The organism is Pannus brasiliensis CCIBt3594, assembly GCF_036688125.1.
In the GTDB taxonomy this organism is placed as follows: domain Bacteria; phylum Cyanobacteriota; class Cyanobacteriia; order Cyanobacteriales; family Microcystaceae; genus Pannus; species Pannus brasiliensis.
Window position 1 is genome coordinate 1 of record NZ_JBAFSM010000018.1, and the last position, 26,789, is coordinate 26,789.

The window sequence follows — 26,789 nt, forward strand, 5'->3', positions numbered from 1 at the left end:
ACCATCAACGGGGGGAATGGAAACGATACCGTCGATGGCGGTCTCGGAGCCGATAGCTTGAACGGTGGCGATGGAAACGACACCTACTTTGTCGATAACCTCGGCGATATCGTGGCGGAAACCTTTAACGATGCCCTGGGGGGAGTGGACTCGGTATCCGCCTCCGTCAGCCATACCCTCGGATTCGGCATCGAGAACCTCACCCTGACCGGCTTTGGCAATATCAACGGGACGGGCAACGGCAATAACAACGTCATCACCGGCAATAGCGGTAATAACATCCTCGACGGGGGAGCGGGCAACGACACCATCAACGGGGGGAATGGAAACGATACCGTCGATGGCGGTCTCGGAGCCGATAGCTTGAACGGTGGCGATGGAAACGACACCTACTTTGTCGATAACCTCGGCGATATCGTGGCGGAAACCTTTAACGATGCCCTGGGGGGAGTGGACTCGGTATCCGCCTCCGTCAGCCATACCCTCGGATTCGGCATCGAGAACCTCACCCTGACCGGCTTTGGCAATATCAACGGGACGGGCAACGGCAATAACAACGTCATCACCGGCAATAGCGGTAGTAACTTCCTCTCCGGGGACGCGGGTAACGACACGATCAACGGGGGTAGTGGCGACGATACTATCACGGGGGGAGCGGGTGCCGATCTCCTGACGGGGGGATTCGGAGTCAATACCTTCGTGTATAACAACCTTTCCGAAGGGGGAGATACGATTACTGACTTTATCTTTCTCGATCGAATCCAACTTCGTTTTTCCGGTTTCTCGGGATTGAATCTAGGTACTCTGACCTCCAATCGCTACGGCGAGGGTTTCTCGTTATCGTCGGCGGCGAACGCGGCCCGGAACGCGGGAGCTTTTGGCGCGGCGGTGTTAGGGGTTAGCAGTGGCTCGAACGTACAGGTTTGGTACACGGGTAACACGTTCAATACCGCTTTCTTGAACACGGGGGCGACTCTTTTAGCGACTTTAACCGGCACGAGTCTCGGCAGTATCAGCCAGAGCAATTTCTCGGTCATCGTTTAAACCGGTAAGCTCGTTATCGACGGAAGGGGCCGAAGATCGATCGGCCCCTTTTTTTTAGGATAATTTCCCGATTTTCGCCAGTAATTCCTCCCGGAACGGTTGTAAGGCCGTGTCGAATTCGGGGAAATAATCGGGCGAGGCGAACAGTTCACTAAACCAGGTAGAAACCGCTAAATTCTCGAAAACGGGGGCGAAATCGTAGGGTTGCGGCCCGTCGAGGTGCCGAATATTCACCCCGAATCCGGTTCTCTGGCGGTTATAGGGCAAGGCAGGCGCTTTTTCCCGGAGCCAAATATCGAGATTCGGAGAACCGGACAAAGATTCGAGTAACTGTCGCTCGATATCGGGCGATAAAACTTCTTGGCGCGACCGTAACCACGCTTGGCGCAGTAACGGGAGTCTTCGCGTCGGGTTGTCCCATACCGGCAAGATCGAGTTCATCCCGGCCGGGAGGGTGGCGAGATCGATCGATTTTCCCGCCGCTCGCTCTAATAAGGCTAATCCGCTCGAATTGCCCGATTTTTGCCAATCTTCGGCCGCTCTCGCCCCGTTTCCCCGCCACCAGCGCAGGGTTCCCCGACTAGAGAGGAGATAATTCCGTAACGCGGGGGAAGGATTACCGTTTAACAGTTGGTCGTAAATCTTTTCCATCCGATCTAGTAGAGCTTGATAGAGGGGTTGTAGTCGCGGCGATCGCCAGACGGGAGCGGTGATAAAAAGCGGATCGCGGATACCTTCTAAAGCTAACGCGTCGATCGCCAGATCCTTTTGGCCCCGTTCCAGTAAACTTCGGGCTAATCCGTCGAAAACTCCCCTTTTCGCGGGAATCAGTCGCGCGGACTCGGTAAAAGAGCGCGTCGCTTCCGCCGGGTTCGTTCTCAGCAATAGCCAACCGAGATTACTATGACCGAATTCTAGGTAGGGGGAAATCCGGTTCGCGCGTTGGAAGGCTTGAATCGCGGCGGCCGAGGCGTTGGGATTATTGCCGGTCAGCGCGGGATTTCCCAAATTCCAGCCTAATTGATAGGGATAATAGGGTTCGCGGGGGGCTAACTCCCCGGCGCGAACGAGCGCTTTTCTAAACGGTTCGATCTTGTTGTCGCGTAGGTACGTGAACCCGATACTGGAGAGTTGCCAGGCGCGATGGACGGGAACCAGCCAGAGAACCATCGCGATAACGAGGCCGATTCCCGCGAGAACGATCCATTTCGCGGGGATTACCGTTTTTTTATCCTCTCGCGGCAGGGAGGAGGTCAGGCAGGCGAGATAGAGCGTCAGGGTTCCGGCGATCGAGATATTATCTAGCTGGTAATCGGTGAGACCGACCAGCCCGTAACCGAAGAAACCCGCGAGGAGGCACCGGGAGAGGATTCGCTCTCTAGGCTCGCCGTCAGCCCCGAAACGGCGGAAATGATAAATTAAAAGAAAAATTAATATCGCGGGTACTACAACGCCCCATATACCCAATTCCGCCCACAAATGCGCGGGGGTGCTATGCAGTTGATAGATCCATTCCGAAGACCGTCCCGCGGTGAAGGGGCGATACTTCTGGTAAGCGAGGGGGACGTTACCGGGGCCGATCCCGGTGAACGGATGTTCGCTCCCCATGCGCCAACCGATGAGAGCATTAATCTGGCGATAGGAAAACTCCGAATCGCCGTTTCCTTGAAGCGTGGAGGTGATAACGGTTTTTAGGCGATTATTGGCGAAGATAAAAAGCGATAACAGGCTAAAAGTTCCTAATCCCGCTAACCCTACCCATATACGAGGGATCTTGCTTGGAAAGAGTAAAATTCCCAATCCGAACGCGCAAACGCCCACCAGCCCCAACCAACCGCCCCGCGAACTGGTGGTGTAGAGGTCGAGAACGCCTAAAGCCGCGCCCGTTAGCCATAGCCAGCGTTGCCAGTCTCGCGCGAGAATCGCCAATCCCACCAGTAACGGCAACGCGAGGACGAGATAGCCCGCGACGTAGTTTTGATGTCCCAGGGGCGCCCAGTTGCGTAATTCTAAAACCGAGAAATCGAAAGATAGATTGATGCCTAGTTTTCGGAGTCCGTCAATTCTCGCTAGTTCGGGTAATAGGGTTTGGGTCGTCCAAAGAAATAAACTCAGAATAATAAAGGTTAGATCGAGATAACCTTGAAAAATTAACGCTCTATATCGTCTTCGCTCTGAATTTTCGCTAACAATCCATTGATTTAGGGCGTACAGGGCCGCGATCGCGCCGAGGGTCGCCCAACTGTACCAGCGCGCTGGGTGGGGAAATTCGGCGAAAAGGCTGGAAACGAGTAAGCCTAGCGCTAGAATGGCGATCGCTATATCGAAGCCGTTACCGAGGAAGGGGAATTTCTCCCGGTGAGCGATCGTCAATAAAAGCCATAAAATGGGACAGAGTAAGCCGATTTGCCAGACGGCGACCCACGGCCACGATACCATCAGGCTATGACTATCGGGAAGTAGGGTAAAAACCGCGTAGAGGAAAGCGGTGAGTAATAACCAAACGCGAGCGGTAGGAATATCGGGAGTAGTCGCGGCCATAGCCTGGAGAGACGAGAATTCACCCTTTTACTATTCCCCGATCGGCGGGAAAATCGGACAGATGCACTTTACTTTTAACCGGCGACAATTTTTACAACTGGGGGGGGGATTTACTCTCGCGGTCGCTGTTGTGTCTCGATCGAGGGCGGAAATGGCAGAAATTACGGAATCGATGGTCGAGATGACCGCTTTTACTGCCAAAGGGGAACCGTTAGCCCGTAAACCTCTCGACCAGCTTTATTTTCTCACTCTCGACGATGAACCGATTCCCAATCCCCCGCGGGTGGTGGAACCCGGAAAACTTCTCTCGCGGCTTCCCGATATCCCGTTCGCGATCGCGCTAAAGTTATCGGTGACGGATTTCGGCGAGGTGTTTCTCTACGCGGATAATCGGGGTGAGGGGTATTCTAGGGCGGATTTCCCGTTAAATCTCAATCTGGCTTTCGCGGACTCGCGTTTCTATCGGGTGAGGAGTTCGATCGAACTCTGGCGGAAACAGGGGTTTTCCTTTTCCCCGGAAATTTTCCAACGCTTGGAGAAAGCGGAAAGGTATTTGAATCGGGGGAGAGAGGCGGAGGATAGTAAGGAAAGAGCGAGATATTGCGATCTAAGTTTGAATGAAAGCTTGTACGCGGGAGAGGAGGCGGTTTTTAGTAAAGCGAGTCAGATTATCGCCCGAAAGTCTCCCCGTCCGGATTATCTCTTCGGCTGTAATTTTTTCGGCCACCCCCAGCAAGGTGAGGAATACGATCGACTGTTTAAAAATCTTTTCGATTTCGCAACGGTTCCTTTCTATTGGCGATATTTTGAACCGAAATTAGGCGAAAAAAACTTCGCGAGTGTCGATACCTCGGTCAATTGGCTACTCTCGCAGGATATCACGCCGAAAGGACACCCGCTCGTCTGGTTTCACGAGATCGGTTTTCCGGAAGAGATACGGGAAAAATCGTTCGCGGAGATTACCGATCTCGTGGCGCGACGGGTACGGGAGATAACCGCCTACTATCGCGGGAAAATCAATTATTATGACGTGATAAACGAGGCGAACGGACTCGCGTGGGCGAATGAATTACAATTTTCCCTAGAACAGTTTATCGAGTTAACCCGGATCGCGGCCGTAGAATCGCGTCGCGGGAATCCGGAAGTGTTTCGGATCGTGAATAATTGTTGTCTATGGGCGGAAAATGTGGCCTATCATCAACCGCCCCAGCATAGTCCTTTCGAGTATTTGCGATCGATTCTCGACGCGGGAATCGAGTTCGAGGCGATCGGGCTACAATTATACTATCCCGATCGGGATTTCTTCGAGATCGATCGACTGTTAGACCGCTTTAGCCGATTGGGAAAAACGATTCATATCACCGAATTGGGAGTTTCTTCCTCCACCGAAATCGACGAGACTTCCTATCTGAAAGAACCCGCGGGAAGATGGCGAAAACCCTGGAGTGAGGAGGTACAGGCGGCATGGATCGAACAGTTCTACACGCTCTGTTATAGTAAATCCTATATCGAGGCGATTAGTTGGTGGGATCTCACCGATAACGGCAATTTCTGGCCGAACGGGGGATTAGTTCGCAAGGATATGACCCCGAAGTTAGGCTATTTAAAATTACAGGAACTCATTCACGAGTGGCGAGGAATAGGATGAACACGATCACGAATTTTCTAGCTTCTTCTATTGTCGCGGGTTGGATCGTGACGATGGCGGTTTTCGCGATTCAAAATGTGAAACCGGTTTCGCTAAAGTTCTTACAATTCCAGTCGATTAATTTACCCGCGGGGATTTTATTATCGTTCTGTTTGGGGGGGGGATTCTTTCTCGGTTCCCTGATCCCGGTGTTTTTGAGAAAGTCAAAAAGACCCCCGCGCGGCCGTTTTTCCCCGCGGGATACGGAATTCGACGAGTTTGATTTTTAAATCGGGATGATTCGGTCACGAGATGACGAATTGTTTGGAACGTTATCGTGATAGATATCTCTCGCCAGCATACCGTTAAATTTCTAGGGCTAATTTATATAAATAACTTCGAGAAAAATTCGTTACCTGTGCTAGTTGTCGGCTGGCTTGCGATCGATTGATTCCTTTTTCCATAATTTGCTTCAATTCTCGCTTTAATTCCTCGTCGGAAAGTTGTACCGTATCGCTTTCCGTGGTTCCCGTGACGACGATGGTAAACTCTCCCTTGAGTTGTTTTCCCGTTAGATAATCCATCGCCTCCGATATCGTACCGCGCCAGAATTCCTCGTAGAGTTTCGTTAATTCCCGTCCTAAAACAATCTTTCTCGCTTTCCCGAAAGTTTCCCGAAAATCCTCGATCGTCTTAACGATTCGATGGGGGGCTTCATAGAAAACCATCGTTCTTTCCTCCCCCTGCAAACTCTCTAATCTCGCTTTTCGCGATTTCTCTTTCGTCGGTAAAAATCCCTCGAAACAGAAGCGTTCTGTCGGGAGTCCCGACACGGCTAAAGCCGTGATTACCGCGGTCACTCCGGGGATAGGAATTACCTCGATTCCCGCTTGTAAACAGGCATGGATTAACTCGTATCCAGGATCGGAGATCCCCGGCATTCCCGCGTCGGTAACGAGGGCGATATCTTGTCCCCGCGAGAGAATTTCTAATAACTCCCCTTCCCTGGAAACCCGATTATGATCGTGATAGCTAATTTGCGGGGTGGCGATCTGGAAATGCTGTAATAACTTGCCCGTGTGACGGGTATCTTCCGCCGCGATGAAATTTACTTTTTTTAACGTCTCGATCGCCCGAAAGGTCATATCCTCTAAATTACCGATCGGGGTTCCCACCACGTACAATTTTCCCGCTACACTCATCGGTTATCCCTATCCCTGAAGGTGAAAAATTATTCTCCTTCTATCATAGTCAAGAATCCGCCAAGCTTGTACAGTAGAAAGAAACGTTCGATCGATGAAAAGATTCCTCTCTATGTACTGGTTTTTCTTCCTACCGCTAATTCTCGTTATCCTCATTTTCGCGGGTTTCTGGTTCCTGCGGAGTCGCTTACAGGATGATTCCATCCCGGTGGGGTTGGATTTTCCCGGAAATCGCGTGATGTTCGTTTTCCCCCATCCCGACGACGAGATCACCTGCGCGGGGACGTTAAAAGCGCTAAATCGTCAGGGAAAGGAAACGATTTTAATCACTCTCACTCGTGGGGAAGCGGGTACGACAAATGGACTGGTGGACGAGTCCGATCCGGTACGGAAAAAACGAGAACTCGGTCAATTGCGATCGAGGGAATTAGAATCGGTGAGTGAACTGCTGGATATCGATCGATTAGAGATTTTCGATTTTCCCGATAGTGGCATTAAGGATATCCCCGCGGAAGTGTTGAAATCGGTGATCGAGGAAAAGATCGATCGCTATCAACCCTCTGTCATTATCACTTACGACGATAAAATCGGCTTATACGGGCATCCCGATCACGTCGCGATCGCGCGCTATGTTAAGGAAATTTTCGAGAGTAACAAAGGTCGAAACAATTTTCCCGTACAAAGACTGTATCAAATCACGTTACCGCGACCGATGATCGAGACGGCTATGCAGATTTCGGATTATTTCAAACAAAATTACCCGACTCTCACGGAAAACGGTTTACCCTCTCCCACTCTAGCCGTAAAAATTACCGAATTCGGCGCTTATAAACGGGACGCGATGTTATTGCATCGATCGCAACGATCGACCTTCGACGATATGCAACCCTATTTCGATCGATTTCCCCCCTCTCTCTACTTCCGAATCTTCGATAAAGAGTATTTCGCGCGAGTGGAGTAAGCGATCGGGAGTCTGGAGATAGTATGGAAAGATCGGGGATAAAAAGCTACAATAAAGGATCAACTAGACAATACCTGTACGAGAATGAAAACATCACATTTTCAGCAAGTTATCGAATCGATCGAGAGTTTACCCCTCGAAGATCAAGAGATTTTACTCGATATCCTGCAAAAACGCTTACAGGAACAGCGAAGAGCTAATTTAGTGAAAGAAGTTCAAGAAGTTCGTCAGGAATTCGCGGAAGGCAATGTACAATTCGGTTCGATCGATGAATTCCTAACACAATTAGATCTACCATGAAAATCGGTTGGACTCCTAGATCTCTTCGCTCCTTCAAACGTCTAATTCGCAAAAGCCCGAATCTTAGAATCCCGATCGAGCGAACTTTACGCCAATTATCTGAAGACCCTTTCCATCCCAGCTTACATACCCATAAACTGAAGGGAGATCTCTCCGATGTTTGGTCATGTTCTATCGATTATAGCTACCGTATTTTATTTGAATTTGCTGATAATGTTGAAGACGGAGAAGAAACTATTTTACTGCTTAATGTAGGCACCCATGACGAGGTGTATTAATCCATTTTTTATTCTATCGCTATTTTTCTAACACACTCAATCCACGTGATAATCTCCTCCCGATCCGTATTTCCAGCTATCTAACCAACGGTGATAGATATAACGCTGTTTTTCCGGTAACTTTTCTAACACGGGTTTTAACGATTCCCCCAAGGGTGATAATCCCCCGTATAAAGCGAGATTAACATAATGTCGAGTCCAATCGAGAAAGGGATTAACCCCCACTTGCGGGATCATCGGTAGGACTAATTTCGGATTCACTAGCGGTAAAGTTCTCGACAGGGAAGAAAAGCGCACCACGTCCTGTAAAAACGGCTTTAAAACCTCGTCTCCTAACTTATCCATCACCTGAAAAACCCCGCTCATTAAATCATTAATCTGATTGGGATTCGGGGTGGCATCCATCGGCACACTCATCGTTTTTTGAAATAGCCAAGTTACCGATATATTCGGTTGATAGGGTTGTAAAAGCGCGAGGTTCGATCGATCCAGCGAATCTACCTCTAAAGCCTCTTCAATCGCGAAAGTCAAGCGTTTTAAATGCCGTACCATCGCTCCGAAACCACCGAAACTAACGGGGGATTGACTACCGCTACTATCCCCGATCGCTAGAATTCTATCCCACGGCATTTTTAAAGGACTCTCGCGATACGCGGGGAAAAAACCGAAGAGAAAACGCTCGAACTGTACCCGATCGATCTCCACATTTTGATATTCCGGTAAGAGTCGTAAATACTCTTCCATGAAGAACTCTAGACTAAAGCGATCGGGATGGGTATCGACGTAGGTAAATAAATAGGTCGTCCGTCCATCTCTCGCGGGAAACGCTTCCCAAAAGTATTGACATTGGTTCAATATTGGGGTAAAGGAATATATCAAATCCCCCGTTTCATTATCGGGAAAACCGCGGCCGCAACTGCCGACAACCAAACACACACCATCGGGTTTTCCGCCTTTTCTCGCTTGTTGGGCGATCGGGGAAGGATGTCCCATCGCGTCGATGACTAAACGGGTTTTCAGGCTAATTTCTCCCGCGTTCACTACCACGCCATCGGGATGAACCACCGCGGAGGAAAAGCCCGTATTCTCGAATAATCTACCTCCCGCTTCCAGAAATTTTTGTTTTAAAGTTTCTAGCAGATAAACGGGATCGACCCCGATATTTAAAACATCTCTAACGAAAAGTTCGTATCCTCCATAAAATCCTACCCTAGCGGGATTGTATTCGGTGGCGATCGAGCGATGTAATTCCTCTTCGGTTAATAGTTCTAGATCCAGAAAATTGGTTAACTCCGCGCGGGAAATATTCCATTCCTGATCTCTCCCCCGCAGGATTCCCCGCTCCACCAATCCCACGCGTAAACCCCGTTTCTGGAGCGCGGAACCGATAAAAATTCCCAACGTTCCCCCGCAGATCAAAACGTCGAGATCCGTTTCCCCGATCGATTCCTTACTCTCGGTAATTACCGACGGGATCGGGGGAGTTTCGAGACGGAGCGATCGCCAGATTTTATCGGTCGATCGAAGTCGCTCCAGGGTTCGATCTCCTACGCAGGTTAAAATCGTTTCAACTACAGACATTCTCTAATTAGAACGAAAGAACTTTTTAATCTCTTCTATGAACTTCGGTAGATTATTCCAAGGGAATCCGAATATCGAGAGAACCCCCGCGGAAATTAAAATAAATCCGATAAAACCGTTGCGATCGTAGAGAAATAACCCCACGAGAACGATGAAATAGGGAGAGAGAATTTGACTGATTTTCTCCGTTACCGTCACCACTTCCGGCTGTGGGACGGGAACGATCTCGTTCTCGATTGTACTCTCGTTCGTCGGGGAATTCTGCTTGATCGGGAAGACCACATCGGGCAGATCTTTTACTTCGGGGGGTTTCGGTTCTTTCGGCGGTTTTCCAAACATTGTTAACCTCTCTCGCGGGAATCACGCTTATTCTTCACGATTTCGCCTCGAAAATCAAGGGAATCGTAAAACTTCGATACTATCTTAACTACCGATCGATACCCACTATGGTAGCCAAAAATCGGGCAGGAAACGCTCGATCGAACCGCGGAACATTTTATTGAGCGATCGCAGTCCCTGAATATGCGGTTCATCGGGTTCTACGGGGATAATCGCCGCTTTTTCGCCCGTTTTCAAGCGATCGATCACCAGATTCGCCGCTTCCAGTCCCGTCACGTAGGCTTTTTCCTGCGACCAAGAGCCGTGATCGGTGATAATCCAATCTCCCGCCATAAATACATTCGGAATCCCGGCTTTCGCCGACAAAAGATACTGATAGCTACCGGGGGCGAAGTGAGTCACACCCTGACGCACCCGAATGACACTGTAATCGCTCACCTTCGCATTAGCGAACTCGGGAACGCAGACGCTTAAATCCTTCTGCACCTTGCGAACGATTTCTTCGTCACTCATCGGCAATAACTGGTTCGCGTGGTAGAAATCCGCCTCGATAACACTCCCCGATTCCTCGCGATATTCGTCGTGTAACGCGTTGAGGTCGAAGAAAGTCCAGCCCGTGGTCGGATCGAAGCCGAAACAGGCATTCGAGGGCAGAGGAACGGGAATTTTCCGATCGAACCACAACCGAACCGCCAAAACATCGATCCCGCCCAGATTACTCAAATCCCGAAACTCTTTATATTCGCTCAGAACCTTACTTTCTGAAACGATTTTCTTCATCCCGCTCACACTCACCCCGAATATCACCGCGTCCGCCTCGAAAACTTCCGTACCGCACACCACCCCCGTCGCTTGTCCCGTCGCGTCGAGAACCACATCCGTCACCCGTTTATTCGTTAAAACCCGTCCTCCCGACTTTTCGATCTCCCGTACTAACGGCGCGAAAATCTTCTCCCCGACGGTTCCCCGACACCACACCACATCGAAATCGGGCTGATGGGCGAGGATAAAGTAGTACAGCATTCCCAGCGTCGCCGCCGCGCTACACTGTTCCCCCGGCGCGAATAAACCGACCAATAACATCGGTTCAAAGGCATCTTCGTACAATCTCGCCGAAACTCCGAACTGTTTAAAGAGTTCTCTCGCCGTTACCTTGTCGTAGCGTCGCCAGGCTTCATCGGAGTTGTCGAAATCGATCACCGCGTAGAGAAGGGGAAGCGCGGACAGTCGATCGAGCAACGGTAATCGGGTAAAACGAGTGTAGAGAAATGTACCTAACGGCGCGGGTAATCGCGGTTCGTTCTGGAAAATGGGCGATTCTACCTCTAACCCCGCGGGAGAATACTGGGACGAGCGAGTGAAAGGGGTGAAGGGATTTAAGTCTAATTCCCGAACGAGATGGAAAATATTGGCGTAGGGATACCAAAAACCGTGAATTCCGCCCTCCACGGAACGACCGCCGGGGGTTTTCCATCCCGCCACCAGTCCACCTGGATAGGGCGCGGCTTCCAGTACTGTCACGTCATAGCCCTGTTTTACCAGATGATAGGCGGCCCCCAATCCGGCCCATCCCGCGCCGACAATCGCCACTTTTTTCCGTTCCGTCATGGTTTTTTCCCCGAATCTGAAGTTTTACGCGTCCCTTTACGATTATGACGTGTTTTCGTCAAAAAGGGGCGATCGGGGAAGACGGGAGGATCGGTTTTAGAATTCGATATCCTCGTTGGTTTCGGCGGTTAGGGTTTCGATCGAGAGTTCCATTTTCTCCCTACCTTTCTGTAAGAATTCCTCGCACTGTCGCAGTTGTTCGGTGGCGACGGAAAATTGCTCGAAAACGGCTTCGAGCGGTAGGGTTCCGTTTTCGATATTATCGATAATCGCTTCTACTCTAGCGACGTTTTCTTCGTAATTCCAGTTATTTTCTTTTTTCGATCGAGGCATAGTAGCGCGAGGGAGTACGGAAAAATAAACTTTCAAAAACCTTTCCTATTATACCAGAAAACTGGCGAGAATTCCGAAGATTTTCGGGAGTTTACCGATAGCGTATTCTCTTAGATCTATCGTGACCGATCGAGAGTTTAACGAGAGAAATTGCCAGATAGTCCCCGTCGTCACCACGCCGTAAATTGTCTCGATCGATCGATTTTCCCGTTCATTAAAAATCTGCGCCGCTAACATTTCTCCCAGACATTGCCCGATCCCGGATTTTAAATTATCATTTTTCGCCTCGACTAACGCGATCACCGGTGCTTGGACGAATAACTGTTCCTCGGAGAGACCGATTAAGAAATCACAGATACCCGTTAACCCTCGATCGGGATCGATATTAAATTCAATGCCAGAAAATAAACTGATCTTTTTCTGAAAATGTTTTCGTAATTCGACCAAGACTGGGGAAACAATTAATTCCGATCGAGCCTTTTCCGTACCGATAGCCACGGCTCAGGGAATATTATCGACTAAAATTTCTTGTAATAAACGAGAGGGCTGAACTTCTGGCGATTTTTCAAAAAGTCCTACCCCTTCAATAAAACTCAAATTAAAATTAGTTTTCAGTTCGGATAAAGTTAATTGGCGATAAGACATTTCCGTTTCTCTCCCTCGAATAAAATCCTTTTATACCAGACCGGGGACTTTCTGATAGATCGATTCGATCGAACCCCGAAAACCCACGCTCGTGAACTCCACTTCCTCCCCCGAAGTATAGATATTTTCCGTCCAAAGTCCCGACTCGTCGCGACGGTAACACTCGATTTTTTTCCGGTCTTGGTGAACGAGAACGTACTCGGTTAACGTCGGACAGGTTTGATAATCGGTAAATTTCTCGCCCCGATCGAATGATTCCGTCGATTTCGATAACACCTCGATCACGAGAACCGGATAGAGAATAAAATCATCGGTATTATTAATCTCCCTCTCGTCACAAACTACCGCGATATCGGGATAGTAATAACAATCCGCCTCTTCCAACCGAACTTTAATATCGGAAGTCAGAACGAGACAGGGACTATTATCGAGATGATTTCCTAAAACTCTGGCTAAATTAGCCGATAAAACAATATGGGGCTTTTTCGCACCTACCATCGCGTAAATTCGACCTTTTCGATACTCGTGCTTGATAGGGCTAACTCTCTCTCCCTCTAAATACACTTCCGGAGAAACATAGAAAAAATTCGGATTCGTCGCCATCGCGATCACTTCCCTCGTTCTCGAATACCCGGATTATAGCGTTCCCGCCGTTCCCGTCCCCCCACGCCGCTCACCGATACAATGGGAAGAAGTAAACCTTAGACGCACCGCATAACCACCGTGACCGACGCGAAAAGTTATAAAGATACCGTCAACCTGCCGCAAACCGGGTTCGATATGCGCGCCAACGCCGCCAAACGCGAACCGGAAATCCAGAAATTCTGGCAGGAAAATCAAATTTACGAGAAATTATCGGAAAATAACCCGCAAGAAGTCTTTATTCTCCACGATGGCCCGCCCTACGCCAACGGGTCCTTACACATCGGTCACGCGTTAAACAAAATTCTCAAAGACATTATCAACAAATATAAACTCCTGCGCGGCTATAAAGTCCGCTACGTGCCGGGGTGGGACTGTCACGGACTTCCCATCGAGCTAAAAGTCCTGCAAAACCTCAAAGGAGCGGAAAAAGAGAATCTAACCCCGCTCACACTCCGTCACAAAGCGCGGGATTTCGCCCTACAAACTTGGAAAGAGCAATCCGAGGGATTCCAGCGCTATGGAGTTTGGGGGGATTGGGAACATCCCTATTTAACCCTCACTCCCGAGTACGAGGCGGCACAAATCGCCGTTTTCGGCAAAATGGCGCTGAAAGGATATATCTATCGCGGTTTAAAGCCGGTTCACTGGAGTCCGAGTTCCCAAACCGCGCTGGCCGAAGCGGAATTAGAATACCCGGAAGGCCACGTTAGCCGCAGTATCTACGTCGCGTTTCCCGTCACCAAAGTCTCGACGGACGCGTTAACCCCCTTCCTGCCGAACCTATCCGTCGCCATCTGGACGACAACCCCCTGGACTCTGCCGGGGAATCTCGCGGTCGCGTTAAATCCCGATTTGAATTACTCCGTGGTCGAGACCGGTGAATCGAACTATCTCATCGTCGCCACCGATCTCGTCGAGAAACTGGCGGAAACTTTCGCCACTTCCCTCACCGTGAAAGCGACGGTGCAAGGAAAAGATCTCGAACACACTACCTACCGTCATCCCCTTTTCGATAGAGAAAGCGAGATCGTGATCGGGGGCGATTACGTGACCACCGATTCCGGGACGGGATTGGTACACACCGCGCCGGGCCACGGTCAGGAGGATTATATGGTGGGACAACGCTACGGCCTGCCGATTCTCTCCCCCGTGGACGGAAAAGGGAATTTCACGGCGGAAGCGGGACAATTCGAGGGTCTGAATGTTCTCAAGGACGCGAATGAAGCGATTATCGTGGAACTGGCGAAAAAAGGCGCGTTATTGAAAGAGGAAGCTTACGAACATAAGTATCCCTACGATTGGCGCACGAAAAAACCGACGATTTTCCGGGCGACGGAACAATGGTTCGCCTCGGTGGAAGGGTTCCGGGAAGAGGCGTTAGAAGCGATCGAGACGGTTCGATGGATTCCCGCGACCGGACAGAATCGCATCACCCCGATGGTAGCCGATCGATCGGACTGGTGTATCTCCCGTCAGCGGAGTTGGGGGGTTCCCATTCCCGTTTTCTACGACGAGGAAACTGGGGAACCGTTATTAAACGAGGAAACGATCGCCCACGTTCAAGCCATTTTCGCGGAAAAAGGTTCGGACGCGTGGTGGGAATTATCGATCGAGGAACTGTTACCGGAAAGTTATCGGAATAACGGCCGCACCTACCGGAAGGGAATGGACACGATGGACGTGTGGTTCGATTCCGGTTCCAGTTGGAACGCGGTGTTGAACACTCGACCCGAATTAAAATATCCCGCGGATATGTATCTGGAAGGGTCGGATCAACACCGGGGATGGTTCCAGTCGAGTTTATTAACCAGCGTGGCCGCGAACGGGATCGCTCCGTATAAAACGGTATTAACTCACGGTTTCGTTCTCGATGAACAGGGACGGAAGATGAGTAAATCCCTCGGCAACGTGGTCGATCCCTACAGCATCATCAACGGGGGCAAGGATCAGAAAAAAGAACCGGCTTACGGGGTGGATGTCCTACGGTTGTGGGTGTCGTCGGTGGATTACACTTCCGACGTGAATATCGGTCAGAATATCGTTAAACAACTCGCCGATATCCGCAATAAGATCCGCAACACGGCGAGATTTTTACTGGGTAGCCTCAACGATTTCGATCCCGCGAAAGACGCGGTTCCTTACGAGGAGTTACCGGAGATCGATCGCTATATGCTCCACCGGATCTCGGAAGTTTTCACGGAAGTGACGGACGCGTTCGAGAGTTTCCAATTCTTCCGCTTTTTCCAGACGGTACAGAATTTCTGCGTGGTCGATCTGTCGAACTTTTATATCGACATCGCCAAGGATCGATTATATATCTCCGATCCCGATTCTTTCCGTCGTCGGAGCGCGCAGACCGTTTACTCGATCGCCCTAGAAAATCTCGCCAAATCGATCGCCCCGGTGTTATGTCATCTCGCCGAGGATATCTGGCAATATCTCCCCTATAAAACACCTTACCAGTCCGTTTTCGAGTCAGGATGGTTGAACCTCGATCCGCAATGGAATCAGCCGCGACTCGCGGAGAAATGGGCGAAATTACGCCAGATCCGCGCGGAGGTGAATAAGGTGATGGAAGTGGCGAGAAACGCGAAAGCGATCGGGGCTTCTCTCGACGCGAAAGTGTTACTCTACGTCCCCGCGGGAGAGTTAAAACAACAGTTAGAAACGTTGAATCCGAGCGATAGTTTATCTGGCAACCGGATCGATGAATTGCGGTATTTGTTGATCGCGTCTCAGGTAGAGTTGGTGGATTCGATCGATTCCCTCGAAACCGCGGAATATAAAGGGGAATCGGATCTCGTTTCCGTCGGTGTCGTGAAAGCGGACGGACAGAAATGCGATCGATGCTGGAATTACTCGCCTCTCGTCGGCACTTTCCCCGAAGATCCGACCCTTTGCGAGCGTTGTAATGAAGCGTTGAAAGGTGCGTTTTAACGAGTTCGATCGGGTACTTTGCCCTACCGTAAAGTACCCTTTTTCATCGAGCATCCTACCGAATTCAAAAAAACAGATAGACCGGCTTGTAATGGGAAAAATCAATAGTTCCAACCCGCGAGAGCGGGATTTTCCCGTCACGGTTTGGCGACCTGTAAATCGAGACGGAAGGTGATCGGGGTCGCGGATTTCGAGAGAATAATTAACTCGTAAAAACCATCTTCCGATAACTGTCCCGACCATTGACGATCGCTAGAATTTTCTAATAGTTTCACGCTTCCCGTCGGCGAGTAGAGAGAAATCGTAACGTCTCCATCGGTCGATAGATTTACCGTTAAATTCCGACCCGATCGCAGATCGATCGAGTACGCGTTCCCGGCTCCTTTCGTTAACGATCCCTCGATAATTTCCTGTCCCGATTCGGTTAACGTCTCGATTTTCCGATAGGACGAACCCGATTGTAACGATTGTAATCGGCTGACCGCGAAAGCGCTCCAAACCTGTCCGAGCGGTCGATCGAAACTCGGTCGATCGGTCACTTCCGGGAAAAAGGCGAAAAAGCCACCATCCGCGAGATCGTAGAGAGTCTGACTACCTAGATGAAGCTCGTTGACCGCTTTTCGCCATTCCCGACGCTGTTCTGCCCCGTAAGTACCTAATTCCCGTAGAATCGCGCCATCGAGAACCGCCAATCGATCGAGCAGTTCCAGGGATACGAGGGAACGTTTCCTTCGTTTTTCGGCCGCATCGTCCCCGAGATCGGGATATTGAATTGTTAGCGTTTCATCTACCAGAAGACGGAAAAATTGACTATCGATCCCCAGTTCCGATCGACGCGCCCGGATTTTCGCCCGATCCTGCCATTCCTGCTGGCTTTCCGTCGAGGGAGCGGCCGGATCGCCCGCGGTGAACGCGGGCCGGTACGCGGGAGTCGGGCGCGATCGATCGATCCACGCTTTCCCTATCCACCAGCCCGCTGTAGCCGATCCCGAGATCAGCAGGAGCAACAGAACAAGATTACGAACACAGCCCGAATTGAGCCTTTTGAGGGAATTCTCGGTCATCATCTCCATCACGATAGATTTTATCGCTCTAATCGCGCTAGAGTAGCATACTCTCGGCTGTCGATCAGCGATCGCGATCAATCCCTCTTCCGAAAATATTACAGAATGTAACTATTTGCCGCGAGCGATCGCGGTGGTTACGATAACGGGGTGTTCTCACGATAGGCTAGATCGAGTCCGATCGAATAGATGTTTCGTTAATCACCCACTTTGATATGTCCGTTTCTAGCCCCACCCGCAGTATACGCATCGGTTCGCGCAAAAGTCAGTTAGCCTTGGTTCAAACCTACTGGGTACAGGAAGAACTGCAAAAACACCACCCCGACCGACAGTTCGATGTCGAGACCATGAGTACCCAGGGCGATAAAATTCTCGATGTGGCCCTCGCCAAGATCGGCGACAAAGGATTATTCACCAAAGAGCTAGAAAACGGGATGCTAGACGGATCGATCGATCTCGCCGTCCATTCCCTCAAAGATCTCCCCACCAATCTCCCGGACGGATTGATCCTCGGATGCGTCACCGAACGCGTCGATCCCGCCGATGCCCTGGTAGTGAACGAGAAAAACCGCGCCTACGAACTCGCCACCCTCCCGCCGGGTTCGGTAATCGGGACTTCCTCCCTGCGACGATTAGCGCAACTACGTCACCATTTCCCCCACCTCACCTTTAAAGACGTGCGCGGCAACGTGAACACCCGTCTGGCGAAACTCGACGCGGGAGAATACGACGCGATTATCCTCGCGGTGGCGGGATTGCAGAGATTGGGACTCGGCGAGCGCGTCCATCAGGTGATCCCCGCGGAAATCTCCCTTCACGCCGTCGGACAGGGCGCGTTAGGCATCGAGTGTCGCGCCGAAGATCCGGAAATTTTGGCAGTGTTAAAAGTCCTCGAACACGCTCCTACCCGCGATAGATGCTACGCCGAACGCGCTTTTTTACGGGAGTTAGAGGGCGGTTGTCAGGTTCCGATCGGGGTGAACACCTCGATCGACAACGATACGCTAACCTTAACCGGTATGGTAGCCAGTCTCGACGGAAAACGGCTGATTAAAGACTCCGTTAGCGGTTCACCGAGTCAGGCCGAAGAGTTAGGAAAGGAATTAGCGCGCAAAGTCCGGGAAGCCGGCGCGGGCGAAATTCTCGCGGAAATCTTCGCCGAAGTCGGCAGAGGGTAAGGGAAGGCAGGAGGCAGGAGGGTAGGGAGTAGGGAGTAGGGAGTAAATTTCTCGAAACTCTCCATTTTTTCCCGAAACTATCTCCTCTCTATCTTGATTTCCCACTCCCCACTCTCCACTCTCCACTCTCCACATCTCCCCATGAACACCGATAGTAACCTGCAAAAAGTACAGGAACCGATCGATACCGCGCCGGAGGAAACCCGCGAGATCATCCTGCGGGTTTTGAAACTGGAAAAGGATAAATTATATCAACGCAATCCCCGCAATATCAACGATGATGTCCTCTCGATCGTCAAAGAAGTGATCCGATGAAACTGCTCTCGATCCGGCTCTGTAACTTCCGTCAGTTCTACGGGAAAACGCCCGAGATTCACCTCGCGAGCGGGCAACGGAACACGACGGTCGTTCACGGCAATAACGGCGCGGGAAAAACCACTTTGTTAAACGCGTTTACCTGGGTACTGTACGAGCGATTTACCGACGCTTTCGCCTCCCCGGAATTGTTAATCAACAAGCGCGCCATTACCGAAGTCCAAACGGGAACCTCGGTAGAATGTTCCGCGGAAGTGAATTTCGAGCATGAGAGTAAACGCTATCAGGTGAAGCGGAAATGCTTCGTTTACGAGGATGTAAACGGTAAAATTCAATACGGTCAGAATAACTTTTTTATGCTCTACGCGGGGGATGATGGGAATTGGTATCCTCCCCCGCAACAACCGGAAGATATTATCAATCAAATTTTACCCGAAAGTTTACACCGCTATTTCTTTTTCGACGGGGAACATATCGATCATCAACTGCGACACGGCCATAAAGGCACGATCGCGGAGGATACGAAAGAGCTATTGGGAGTGAAGGTATTAGACCGCTCGATCGAACACCTGAAAAAAGCGAAAAAATCCCTACAGGATGAATTCAAAAATCTCGGGGAATCGGATCTCAAAAAGCTAGTCAAGCAGGAAGCGAAGTTAGAACAGGATCTCGAAAAACTCTCGGAAAAGCAACAGACTCTTACCACCGAAATCTCGCAACAGGAAGAACTGAAAAAAATCGTCACGGCTCACCTATTGGAAGTGAGCGGGGCGGAAGAGTTAAAACAGTTAAAAATAAAGTTAGAGAGTCAAGAAAAGAATTTACGTCAGAATTTAGTCTCGTCGAGAGAAAAGGTCAAGAAATTAATTTCCAATCAAGCTTATATTGTTTTTCTCGATGATATAAATCAAAAGTTTCACGGACTGATCGATCGACTGCGCGATCGGGGAGAGTTGCCCAGCGGGATTAAACAGCAATTCGTCCAACAGTTACTAGAGAGAAAACAATGTATCTGCGGCAGTGAATTACACGAGGAAAGTCCCGCCTATTTTCAAGTACGCGACTGGATGAATAAAGCGGGAATCGCCGACGTGGAAGAAGCGGCGATCCGCTTAGAATCGAGTGTCACGGAAATCGAAGGAAGAATTTCCCCTTTCTGGCAGGAAGTAGATGACGAACAGGCGAGTATTCAACAGGTGCGCGGTGAACTATCTTTAGTAGAATCGGAGTTAGACGAGATTAAAAATAAATTCCGCGATTATCCCGACGGGGATATTAAAAATCTGCAAACCCGTTTAGATGCGATCGAGGATTCTTTAAAAGATCTCCGTTTAGATTTGGGAGCGAATAAAAACCAGCGAGAAATCGCTACCGAAGCGTTAGAAGTGCTGAAAAAACAGATTCAGAAGCAACAGCAGAAAGAAGAGAAACAGAACCTCGTCCAACGGCGAATGCTGGCGACACAGGACGCGATCGATCGAATTACCGAAGTCCGCAAACGTTTAGAAAATCAATTCCGTCTCTCCCTCGAAAAACGGGTACAGGAAATCTTTAGCGAGATCTCCTTCACTCCCTACCTCCCGCGCATCAGTAGCGAGTACGAATTAAAATTACTAGAAAACACGACGGGGGTAGCGGTTCCCGTGGCGGCATCGACGGGAGAGAATCAGATTCTCAGTTTAGCTTTTATCGGGGGGATTATCGATCGAGTCCGCGAGTGGAGTCAGAAAAATACCCTCATGGGCATCGATAGTAGCACCTTCCCGATCGTCATGGATTCCCCCTTCGGCAGTCTCGATCACATCTACCGTCGCAAAGTCGCCCACATCATCCCGCGACTCGCGAATCAATTAGTCGTGTTAGCCACGAAAACCCAATGGCGCGGCGAGGTAGAAGAGGAGATGTCCTCGTATATCGGTAAAGAATACGTCCTCGTTTATCACTCCCCGAAACTGGATTGTCCGGAAGATGCGATCGAACTCGGTGGCGTTACTTACCCTCTAGTCAAACGCAGTCCCAACGAGTTCGAGTACACCGAGATTATCGAAGTCACCCACCGGGAGTAATTTCGCTGACGGTTGCCGGCCAGAGCGATCGTTCGCTAGAATGAACGGTATCGGGGCGTTAGTCATGAATTTTCTTTTGTACTTTGGGAAGTATTCAGTATGAATAATATTCAGGTCAAAGGAGATGAGCGTAGAATCGGCGAAGCTATTCTAGAAAATATTCAGGCTGTCCAGCTACGTCTGGATAATGTTTTAACGGATTCGCATAAAATAATAATCGAGAATTTGCTAGAAGAAACAAAAAATTTATGGAATCGAGTCAAAGATGATTCAAGAAGTTATCGTGAGAGAAATGAAGTTTTAAATCGGTTAAATGAAGCTTGGTTTGCTGTATGGAAACAGTATAAAAATGAACCTGAAGCTGTAGAGCTTATTAGAGCGATAGATGATTTCACCAATCTGTTAACAGCGCATTCTTACTTATTTCTTGGTTTATCTCTAATCAACGAAGGAAAGACAAATGAACAGAGTAAAGATGTAGCAAGAGTGACTTCGGGGCTTGCTCTTGTTGCCGAGGTTGTTGATGTATTTATAGAGATTTTAGCTATATCCGAATTAAAACAAATTTATGAGGGTGCTAAGAAGGCTCTCTCTCTATCCGAGCGCAATATAAAAGAGTATTTTGCAGAAGATATAGAGATGTCAAATTTAGTGACTCAATCCAGAGGTTATAGCAGTCTCATTATTTTACGGATTGAGGAATATATAAAACAGTTAAATTTAAATCCAGAAGTAATGGCTGGTTGGACAGATAAAGACTCGATCGAGCTTGAAAATTGGATTCAAAGTTTAGGTGGCACTATTCAGAAAACTCCTGAAAAACCAGCAGAATCCATATCGGCAGTTTTAGAAAGAATTCGGAATAGTCCTAGAGTGAACCCAGTCGAGTTTGGACTTCCCGATAGTACCGAAATGATTCGAGAGGCTCGCCAGTAATGACAGGTTCCCTCCGATGCGTGATCGATACTAATATTTGTATAAAGCTATTTATGATTGATGCGCTGACTCCGAAAGCCAATCAATTATTCGAGCATTTAAATAATCCATCTACCGAAATTTTTATTCCTGATTTTTTGTACCTTGAGTGTAGTAATGTTTTTTGTAAATACGTTCGAGCGAAGCTTTACACAGTTCAACAAGTTCAGGAATATTTAACTGCCTTAAAGGTTTTTAATTTTCAAGTAATTTCTACTAATGATTTAGTAGAAGAAGCTTTTCAAATTGCTTTAGAATACGGTATCAAAGCTTATGATGGTTGTTATGTCGCTTTATCGAAACAAGTTGACGCGCCATTGCTAACGTTAGATCAACGCTTGATCAATTCTTTATCCCGGAGTTCCTTTCGGATACAACTGTTTACCGATTTTATCATCCCTCCGTTAGAGATAGGCTAGAAATTCTGGAGAAATTTAGTCAAATCAAAGAACATAGCGGAGTGAAATCGAACTGACGAGAAAGTAAACAATTTACAGCCAGCCGATTTTCGATCGACGAGAAAAGATTTCTCGGGGAATCGGCCGTACTGTCGATCGAACCGGTACCCGATCGAGTTAGGATCTACATAGAATTCCCCTCGATCGAAACCCGAATGCAACTCACCCCCGAACAGTACAAAGAGAAAATGCAACGCCGCAAGGCGATTCAAGAGGAACGCCTCGCCGAAAAAAACACCGAGAAAGGCTTAATTGTCGTCAATACGGGCGACGGTAAGGGAAAAACGACCGCCGCGCTGGGAATCGTCCTCCGATCGCTCGGACACGGCTATAAAGTGGCGATCGTGCAGTTTATTAAAGGCGCGTGGGAACCCGCGGAACAGAAGATTTTCAGCGCGTGGGGAGAACAGATCGAGTTTCACGCGATGGGAGAGGGATTCACCTGGGAAACCCAAGATCGCGAGCGGGATATCGAGAAAGCGCGCGAGGCGTGGCAGAAAGCGTTAAATTTCATCGAGAATCCCGAATATCGAACGATTCTCCTCGATGAAATCAATATCGCCCTAAAATTAAACTATCTCGATCCGCGGGAAGTGATCGCCGGGTTAGCCCGAAAACCAGCGGATTCTCACGTTATCCTCACCGGACGCGGCGCGCCGCCGGAAATCATCGAAGTAGCCGATCTCGTCACGGAAATGAAATTAATTAAACACCCTTTCCGCGAACAGGGAGTGAAAGCGCAAGCGGGGATTGAATTTTAAATTTTTCATGCAAAGTCTCACCATTCGCGAACATACTTTTGACTGGGGAAAACGTACCTACGTCATGGGAATTCTCAACGTTACCCCGGATAGTTTCAGTGACGGGGGGGAATTTACTACTCTCGAAACCGCACTACAACAAGCGGAACAGATGATAGAAGCGGGCGCGGATATTATCGATATCGGGGGACAATCGACGCGTCCGGGGGCAGAAGAAATCTCGATCGAACAGGAATTATCCCGCGTTATCCCCGTCATCCAAGCGTTACGGCAGAAGAGTTCGATCCCGATCTCCCTCGACACCACGCGATCGATCGTCGCCGAAAAAGGGATCGAAGCCGGCGCGGATATCATTAACGATATCTCCGGGGGAACCTTCGATCCCGAATTATTGCCGACAGTCGCGCGCTTCGGGGTTCCCGTCCTCCTCATGCACATCCGCGGCAACCCGCGCACCATGCAAACCCTCACCGATTACGGCGATTTAATCGGTGAGATCAAGGAATTTTTAGCGAATCAAATCGAAATCTCCCTACAATTAGGCATTCCGCGAGAAAACATCCTCATCGATCCGGGGATCGGTTTCGCCAAAACCTACGAACAGAATTTAGAGTTAATACGAGAATTACGTCAATTTAAAGAGCTAGACTGTCCTATTCTAGTAGGAGTTTCTAGAAAACGCTTTATCGGGCATATTACAGGCAAAGAAGACCCGAAAGAGCGAGTATGGGGGACGGCGGCGGCGAACTGTGCGGCGATCGAGTCCGGAGCGGATATCCTCCGGGTTCACGATGTCGCGGTGACGGTGGATGTCTGTAAAGTCGCGGACGCGATCTGGCGGCGAACCTAAAAATTTTTGCTACTGTTAGAGGTAATCGCAACCTCGATCGAGACTGTCTATGACTCCCCAGAGCGAATTAACGAGCGATCATTGTATGCTTCCCGTGATTCGATCGCCGCACGATTATCAGGTATTTCGCATTAGTCCGGATGATACGAACCGTCTGGCGATCGTCTTCGATTCTACCGTCGCCGGGGACTCTTTAACCGTGTGCGTGGAAATTTTCGATCCCCGCGGACGGACTCCCACCCATCGCCATCATTTCGCGGTCGAGATGTTTTTTATTCTCAAAGGGGAGGGGATGGCGATCTGTGACGGCAAACCGATTCCTTTACGTCCGGGGGATAGTTTATTGGTGCGTCCGACGGGAATTCACGAGATTAGGAACGTGGGAACCGGGAGACTGTACGCGCTCTGTTTTATGGTTCCCAATGAAGACTTTTCGGAATTAATTCGCAACGGAGTTCCCGAACAGTTAGACGCGGAGGATCTAGAGGTATTGATGGGAGTCGGTCGCGGGATAACGGTACAAATATGATCGATCGCTATTCGGTAACGAAAGAAAGTGCCGGTTTTTTCACCCGCGACGGGATTCGGTTAGACGCGGATATTTATCGTCCGGAGAGCGCCGGATCTTTTCCCGTTTTATTAATGCGACAACCCTACGGTCGATCGATCGCCTCTACCGTCGTTTACGCGCATCCGAGTTGGTACGCTTCCCACGGTTATATCGTCGTCATTCAAGATGTGCGCGGACGGGGAACCTCGACGGGAGATTTTACTTTATTCACCAATGAAATCGAGGATGGATTCGATACAGTAGAATGGGTTTCAACACTCCCGAACAGTACGGGAGAGGTGGGAATGTATGGCTTTTCCTATCAGGGAATGACCCAATTGTACGCCCTCTCTACCGCTCATCCCGCGCTAAAAACCCTCTGTCCCGCGATGATCGCCCATGATTTATATACCGATTGGGCGTATGAGAACGGAGCTTTCCATCTACAATATAATCTCGCGTGGGCGATTCAATTAGCGACAGAAACGGCACGATTACAAGGCGATGAATCGGCGTATCAAAAACTATTTCTCGCCTCCCGAAATTTACCGCTATTCGATCCGATTCCCGCGCGCCCGAAAATCCTCCAAGAACTCGCCCCCGATTCTTTCTACCACGATTGGCTAAACCATCCCGAACCCGATGAATATTGGACGAAATTATCCCCAAAAAATTTACTCGAAAATATCGATCGACCGATGTTACATATCGGGGGATGGTTCGATCCGCACCTCCGCGGGACACTAAAATTATACGGGGAAATGAAAACCCGTTCCCGCTATCCCCAAAAGTTAATCATCGGGCCGTGGACACATTTGCCCTGGGGTCGAAAAGTCGGCGAAAAAGACTACGGCAACGAGGCGATCAGTCCGATCGATCGCATCCAAATTGAATGGTTCGATTATTTCCTCAAGGGAAAAGAAAGCGAGTTGCTCGAAAAACCGTCCCTGTCTCTGTTTGAAATGGGGGCGAATCGCTGGCGATATTTAGACGATTTCCCGACAGAAAACCGGCAGATCTATTATCTCTCCAGTGATGGACTTGCCGGGATTCGCGAGGATGACGGGAGATTACGCGAGGAGTCGGGAGAAAATTCGATCGAGGATACCATCGTACACGATCCCTGGCGGCCGGTTCCGTCGATCGGGGGTCATAGCGCGCTACCGGGGGGAGTTTTCGATCGCTCCTCCCCGGACTGCCGGAGCGATATACTAACCTACACCACCGAACCGTTAGAAAAAGACCTCACCCTCCTCGGAATCCCCGCGGTAGAAATTTTCTGCAAAGCGGACGCTTCCAGCTTCGACCTGTGCGCCATTCTCTCGGAAGTCCACCCCGACGGACGGGTATATAATATTTCCCAAGGCTATATCCGGGTAAATAGTCCCGAATCCCCGCTACAGATTCCCCTACAGGCAACTTTTATCACCATTCCCCGCGCCCACCGTTTACGGCTCTCTCTCAGTGCCTCCTGCTTTCCCGCGCATCCCGTCAACGCGGGAACCGGACAGACTCCAGCCGAAAGTCGATCGATCGATTTCTCTATAATCACAATTGCCGTATTTTGTCAAGGTGATTTTCCGACTAAAATTCTCCTACCGCTCGATTATTCTCGCTGAGAATCGGCGGTTAGTTCCGTTATCTCGTGGAAGTATTGCAGATCGAGAAACCGCGAGCCATCTTCCCGCGTGACGAAAATATCCACGAAACGCGCGTTCCAGAAAATATCGTCGAGCGAGTACGCGTAACGGCTGTAAATCGTCTGCGAGAACGTTTCATCGATTCCCGTCAGGGTAATCCATAATTCCGCGTCCATTCGCTCTAATTCCTCCCGAGAAACACCGTAAAAGGGACTATTTTCATCGATCGGGTGCATGACCAGCCAACTGAGCGCGAACACGGGACTACTCGATCGAACGAGATCTAACCCGTAAAAACGCCGCATTTGTTGCCCCTCGACGCTAACCTCCGTTTTTAACAGCGTTACTTGAATTCTCGCCTCTAAAATCTGGCTTTCCCGTCGATTCGCCGTCCGGAACATCAACGTCGGCACCCCGTTATAGGGAGCCACCACCGCGACCCGACTGAACATTACCCGCGCGGTCGGCCGGGAGAAACGCGCGAAGAGAATTCCCGTCAAAAGCGCCATCAACAACACCCCGAAAAGGATCTCGATTCCCGAAAGTACCTGCGCGGCTAGATTTTTCGGGTACATCGAACCGTACCCGACCGTCGATAAGGTTTGCACGCTGAAAAAGAACGTATCCACGAGCGACCCCGGCCGGGCGTTGGCGATCCCGTCATTCGTGAACAGGTACAACAGACCGAACCAGAAATTCAGCGTCACGTAGGTTCCCAGGACAATGCCGAAAAACGGAAGCCAGCGAATCCGTAATAACCAGTGATAGATATCGTCCCGGCGCCTGGGACGGAGCGATAAATCCGCGTCTCCCCGCAAATTCTGCCGGAATCGACGGACATTTAAGGATCGGGTCAGATATTTCGGGGAACGCATGGGATAAAAAGCTTAC

General features: G+C 49.7%; 27 protein-coding genes. 16 read left to right on the forward strand and 11 right to left on the reverse strand.

The genetic code is table 11. From position 1 onward, the window contains the following. A partial coding sequence (locus V0288_RS10850) for a calcium-binding protein (RefSeq protein ID WP_332865111.1) occupies positions 1-1,044 on the forward strand: 1,044 nt, incomplete at its 5' end. A 54-nt stretch (positions 1,045-1,098) separates the two neighbouring features. Here the strand turns inward: V0288_RS10850 and V0288_RS10855 are convergent. Then, positions 1,099-3,585: an O-antigen ligase family protein gene (locus V0288_RS10855; RefSeq protein WP_332865112.1), complete on the reverse strand. Its 2,487-nt coding sequence runs from the start codon at positions 3,583-3,585 to the stop codon at positions 1,099-1,101. 151 nt (positions 3,586-3,736) lie between these two features. Here V0288_RS10855 and V0288_RS10860 point away from each other — a divergent pair, with 151 nt between their 5' ends. Continuing rightward, positions 3,737-5,233, forward strand: coding sequence for an endo-1,4-beta-xylanase (locus V0288_RS10860; RefSeq protein ID WP_332865113.1), 1,497 nt, complete (start codon positions 3,737-3,739; stop codon positions 5,231-5,233). Further along, positions 5,230-5,502 carry a LapA family protein gene (locus V0288_RS10865; RefSeq protein ID WP_332865114.1) on the forward strand — a complete coding sequence of 91 codons (273 nt, stop codon included), beginning with the start codon at positions 5,230-5,232 and terminating at the stop codon, positions 5,500-5,502. The genes V0288_RS10860 and V0288_RS10865 overlap by 4 nt, the downstream gene beginning before the upstream one ends. 75 nt (positions 5,503-5,577) lie before the next feature. On the opposite strand, the gene rsmI is transcribed toward V0288_RS10865, so the two are convergent. Continuing rightward, complete coding sequence (rsmI, locus tag V0288_RS10870; RefSeq protein ID WP_332865115.1) at positions 5,578-6,414, reverse strand: 16S rRNA (cytidine(1402)-2'-O)-methyltransferase; 837 nt, start codon at positions 6,412-6,414, stop codon at positions 5,578-5,580. Positions 6,415-6,526: 112 nt separating this feature from the next. On the opposite strand from rsmI, the gene V0288_RS10875 reads away from it, so the two are divergent. From V0288_RS10875 to V0288_RS10885, 3 genes are all read left to right on the forward strand, one after another. Continuing rightward, complete coding sequence (locus V0288_RS10875; protein ID WP_332865116.1) at positions 6,527-7,375, forward strand: PIG-L deacetylase family protein; 849 nt, start codon at positions 6,527-6,529, stop codon at positions 7,373-7,375. 84 nt (positions 7,376-7,459) lie between these two features. After that, the gene (locus V0288_RS10880) at positions 7,460-7,675 is read left to right on the forward strand and encodes a hypothetical protein (protein WP_332865117.1); all 216 of its coding nucleotides are present in this window, start codon (positions 7,460-7,462) and stop codon (positions 7,673-7,675) included. Next, positions 7,672-7,953 (forward strand): type II toxin-antitoxin system RelE/ParE family toxin, encoded by a 282-nt coding sequence (locus tag V0288_RS10885; RefSeq protein ID WP_332865118.1) that lies wholly within the window; start codon positions 7,672-7,674, stop codon positions 7,951-7,953. The genes V0288_RS10880 and V0288_RS10885 overlap by 4 nt, the downstream gene beginning before the upstream one ends. Before the next feature lie 36 nt (positions 7,954-7,989). Here the strand turns inward: V0288_RS10885 and V0288_RS10890 are convergent, their stop codons facing one another. From V0288_RS10890 to V0288_RS10920, 7 genes are all read right to left on the reverse strand, one after another. Next, positions 7,990-9,534 (reverse strand): FAD-dependent oxidoreductase, encoded by a 1,545-nt coding sequence (locus V0288_RS10890; protein WP_332865119.1) that lies wholly within the window; start codon positions 9,532-9,534, stop codon positions 7,990-7,992. Between the two features lie 3 nt (positions 9,535-9,537). After that, entirely contained in the window at positions 9,538-9,873 is a 336-nt protein-coding gene (locus V0288_RS10895) for a hypothetical protein (protein ID WP_332865120.1), read from the reverse strand. A gap of 105 nt (positions 9,874-9,978) precedes the next feature. Further along, positions 9,979-11,481 (reverse strand): hydroxysqualene dehydroxylase, encoded by a 1,503-nt coding sequence (locus V0288_RS10900; RefSeq protein ID WP_332865121.1) that lies wholly within the window; start codon positions 11,479-11,481, stop codon positions 9,979-9,981. A 96-nt stretch (positions 11,482-11,577) separates the two neighbouring features. After that, positions 11,578-11,814, reverse strand: a complete 237-nt coding sequence (xseB, locus tag V0288_RS10905) for an exodeoxyribonuclease VII small subunit (RefSeq protein WP_332865122.1) — start codon at positions 11,812-11,814, stop codon at positions 11,578-11,580. A gap of 48 nt (positions 11,815-11,862) precedes the next feature. Beyond that, complete coding sequence (locus V0288_RS10910) at positions 11,863-12,312, reverse strand: hypothetical protein (RefSeq protein WP_332865123.1); 450 nt, start codon at positions 12,310-12,312, stop codon at positions 11,863-11,865. A 3-nt stretch (positions 12,313-12,315) separates the two neighbouring features. Further along, complete coding sequence (locus V0288_RS10915) at positions 12,316-12,459, reverse strand: hypothetical protein (protein ID WP_332865124.1); 144 nt, start codon at positions 12,457-12,459, stop codon at positions 12,316-12,318. Positions 12,460-12,489: 30 nt separating this feature from the next. Further along, positions 12,490-13,062: a Uma2 family endonuclease gene (locus V0288_RS10920; RefSeq protein ID WP_332865205.1), complete on the reverse strand. Its 573-nt coding sequence runs from the start codon at positions 13,060-13,062 to the stop codon at positions 12,490-12,492. Between the two features lie 120 nt (positions 13,063-13,182). Here V0288_RS10920 and ileS point away from each other — a divergent pair, with 120 nt between their 5' ends. Then, entirely contained in the window at positions 13,183-16,041 is a 2,859-nt protein-coding gene (gene ileS, locus V0288_RS10925) for an isoleucine--tRNA ligase (RefSeq protein ID WP_332865125.1), read from the forward strand. A gap of 137 nt (positions 16,042-16,178) precedes the next feature. Here ileS and V0288_RS10930 read toward each other — a convergent pair whose 3' ends face one another. Beyond that, positions 16,179-17,114 carry a hypothetical protein gene (locus V0288_RS10930; RefSeq protein WP_332865126.1) on the reverse strand — a complete coding sequence of 312 codons (936 nt, stop codon included), beginning with the start codon at positions 17,112-17,114 and terminating at the stop codon, positions 16,179-16,181. Between the two features lie 206 nt (positions 17,115-17,320). On the opposite strand from V0288_RS10930, the gene hemC reads away from it, so the two are divergent. The 9 genes from hemC (at position 17,321) to V0288_RS10975 (ending at position 25,877) form a co-directional block, all read left to right on the forward strand. Then, entirely contained in the window at positions 17,321-18,283 is a 963-nt protein-coding gene (gene hemC, locus V0288_RS10935; protein ID WP_332865128.1) for a hydroxymethylbilane synthase, read from the forward strand. 141 nt (positions 18,284-18,424) lie between these two features. After that, complete coding sequence (locus V0288_RS10940) at positions 18,425-18,598, forward strand: hypothetical protein (protein ID WP_332865129.1); 174 nt, start codon at positions 18,425-18,427, stop codon at positions 18,596-18,598. Then, positions 18,595-20,664 carry an AAA family ATPase gene (locus V0288_RS10945; protein ID WP_332865130.1) on the forward strand — a complete coding sequence of 690 codons (2,070 nt, stop codon included), beginning with the start codon at positions 18,595-18,597 and terminating at the stop codon, positions 20,662-20,664. The genes V0288_RS10940 and V0288_RS10945 overlap by 4 nt, the downstream gene beginning before the upstream one ends. 99 nt (positions 20,665-20,763) lie before the next feature. Next, complete coding sequence (locus V0288_RS10950; protein WP_332865131.1) at positions 20,764-21,600, forward strand: hypothetical protein; 837 nt, start codon at positions 20,764-20,766, stop codon at positions 21,598-21,600. After that, entirely contained in the window at positions 21,600-22,058 is a 459-nt protein-coding gene (locus V0288_RS10955; protein WP_332865132.1) for a type II toxin-antitoxin system VapC family toxin, read from the forward strand. The genes V0288_RS10950 and V0288_RS10955 overlap by 1 nt, the downstream gene beginning before the upstream one ends. Positions 22,059-22,252: 194 nt before the next feature. Then, positions 22,253-22,858 carry a cob(I)yrinic acid a,c-diamide adenosyltransferase gene (gene cobO, locus V0288_RS10960; RefSeq protein WP_332865133.1) on the forward strand — a complete coding sequence of 202 codons (606 nt, stop codon included), beginning with the start codon at positions 22,253-22,255 and terminating at the stop codon, positions 22,856-22,858. A gap of 7 nt (positions 22,859-22,865) precedes the next feature. After that, positions 22,866-23,708: a dihydropteroate synthase gene (gene folP / locus V0288_RS10965; RefSeq protein ID WP_332865206.1), complete on the forward strand. Its 843-nt coding sequence runs from the start codon at positions 22,866-22,868 to the stop codon at positions 23,706-23,708. A 49-nt stretch (positions 23,709-23,757) separates the two neighbouring features. After that, entirely contained in the window at positions 23,758-24,237 is a 480-nt protein-coding gene (locus tag V0288_RS10970; RefSeq protein ID WP_332865134.1) for a cupin domain-containing protein, read from the forward strand. Continuing rightward, positions 24,234-25,877: a CocE/NonD family hydrolase gene (locus V0288_RS10975; protein ID WP_332865135.1), complete on the forward strand. Its 1,644-nt coding sequence runs from the start codon at positions 24,234-24,236 to the stop codon at positions 25,875-25,877. Before V0288_RS10970 ends, V0288_RS10975 begins: the two co-directional genes overlap by 4 nt. Here V0288_RS10975 and V0288_RS10980 read toward each other — a convergent pair. After that, the gene (locus V0288_RS10980; protein WP_332865136.1) at positions 25,865-26,773 is read right to left on the reverse strand and encodes an ion channel; all 909 of its coding nucleotides are present in this window, start codon (positions 26,771-26,773) and stop codon (positions 25,865-25,867) included. The genes V0288_RS10975 and V0288_RS10980 overlap by 13 nt on opposite strands. Positions 26,774-26,789 lie beyond the last annotated feature (16 nt).

Bases quoted from the DNA above. Each gene is read 5' to 3' on its own strand.
- V0288_RS10855 (WP_332865112.1), bottom strand. From the start codon at position 3,585: ATGGCCGCGACTACTCCCGATATTCCTACCGCTCGCGTTTGGTTATTA.
- V0288_RS10860 (WP_332865113.1), top strand. From the start codon at position 3,737: ATGGCAGAAATTACGGAATCGATGGTCGAGATGACCGCTTTTACTGCC.
- V0288_RS10865 (WP_332865114.1), top strand. From the start codon at position 5,230: ATGAACACGATCACGAATTTTCTAGCTTCTTCTATTGTCGCGGGTTGG.
- rsmI (WP_332865115.1), bottom strand. From the start codon at position 6,414: ATGAGTGTAGCGGGAAAATTGTACGTGGTGGGAACCCCGATCGGTAAT.
- V0288_RS10875 (WP_332865116.1), top strand. From the start codon at position 6,527: ATGTACTGGTTTTTCTTCCTACCGCTAATTCTCGTTATCCTCATTTTC.
- V0288_RS10880 (WP_332865117.1), top strand. From the start codon at position 7,460: ATGAAAACATCACATTTTCAGCAAGTTATCGAATCGATCGAGAGTTTA.
- V0288_RS10885 (WP_332865118.1), top strand. From the start codon at position 7,672: ATGAAAATCGGTTGGACTCCTAGATCTCTTCGCTCCTTCAAACGTCTA.
- V0288_RS10890 (WP_332865119.1), bottom strand. From the start codon at position 9,534: ATGTCTGTAGTTGAAACGATTTTAACCTGCGTAGGAGATCGAACCCTG.
- V0288_RS10895 (WP_332865120.1), bottom strand. From the start codon at position 9,873: ATGTTTGGAAAACCGCCGAAAGAACCGAAACCCCCCGAAGTAAAAGAT.
- V0288_RS10900 (WP_332865121.1), bottom strand. From the start codon at position 11,481: ATGACGGAACGGAAAAAAGTGGCGATTGTCGGCGCGGGATGGGCCGGA.
- xseB (WP_332865122.1), bottom strand. From the start codon at position 11,814: ATGCCTCGATCGAAAAAAGAAAATAACTGGAATTACGAAGAAAACGTC.
- V0288_RS10915 (WP_332865124.1), bottom strand. From the start codon at position 12,459: ATGTCTTATCGCCAATTAACTTTATCCGAACTGAAAACTAATTTTAAT.
- V0288_RS10920 (WP_332865205.1), bottom strand. From the start codon at position 13,062: ATGGCGACGAATCCGAATTTTTTCTATGTTTCTCCGGAAGTGTATTTA.
- V0288_RS10930 (WP_332865126.1), bottom strand. From the start codon at position 17,114: ATGGAGATGATGACCGAGAATTCCCTCAAAAGGCTCAATTCGGGCTGT.
- hemC (WP_332865128.1), top strand. From the start codon at position 17,321: ATGTCCGTTTCTAGCCCCACCCGCAGTATACGCATCGGTTCGCGCAAA.
- V0288_RS10940 (WP_332865129.1), top strand. From the start codon at position 18,425: ATGAACACCGATAGTAACCTGCAAAAAGTACAGGAACCGATCGATACC.
- V0288_RS10945 (WP_332865130.1), top strand. From the start codon at position 18,595: ATGAAACTGCTCTCGATCCGGCTCTGTAACTTCCGTCAGTTCTACGGG.
- V0288_RS10950 (WP_332865131.1), top strand. From the start codon at position 20,764: ATGAATAATATTCAGGTCAAAGGAGATGAGCGTAGAATCGGCGAAGCT.
- V0288_RS10955 (WP_332865132.1), top strand. From the start codon at position 21,600: ATGACAGGTTCCCTCCGATGCGTGATCGATACTAATATTTGTATAAAG.
- cobO (WP_332865133.1), top strand. From the start codon at position 22,253: ATGCAACTCACCCCCGAACAGTACAAAGAGAAAATGCAACGCCGCAAG.
- folP (WP_332865206.1), top strand. From the start codon at position 22,866: ATGCAAAGTCTCACCATTCGCGAACATACTTTTGACTGGGGAAAACGT.
- V0288_RS10970 (WP_332865134.1), top strand. From the start codon at position 23,758: ATGACTCCCCAGAGCGAATTAACGAGCGATCATTGTATGCTTCCCGTG.
- V0288_RS10975 (WP_332865135.1), top strand. From the start codon at position 24,234: ATGATCGATCGCTATTCGGTAACGAAAGAAAGTGCCGGTTTTTTCACC.
- V0288_RS10980 (WP_332865136.1), bottom strand. From the start codon at position 26,773: ATGCGTTCCCCGAAATATCTGACCCGATCCTTAAATGTCCGTCGATTC.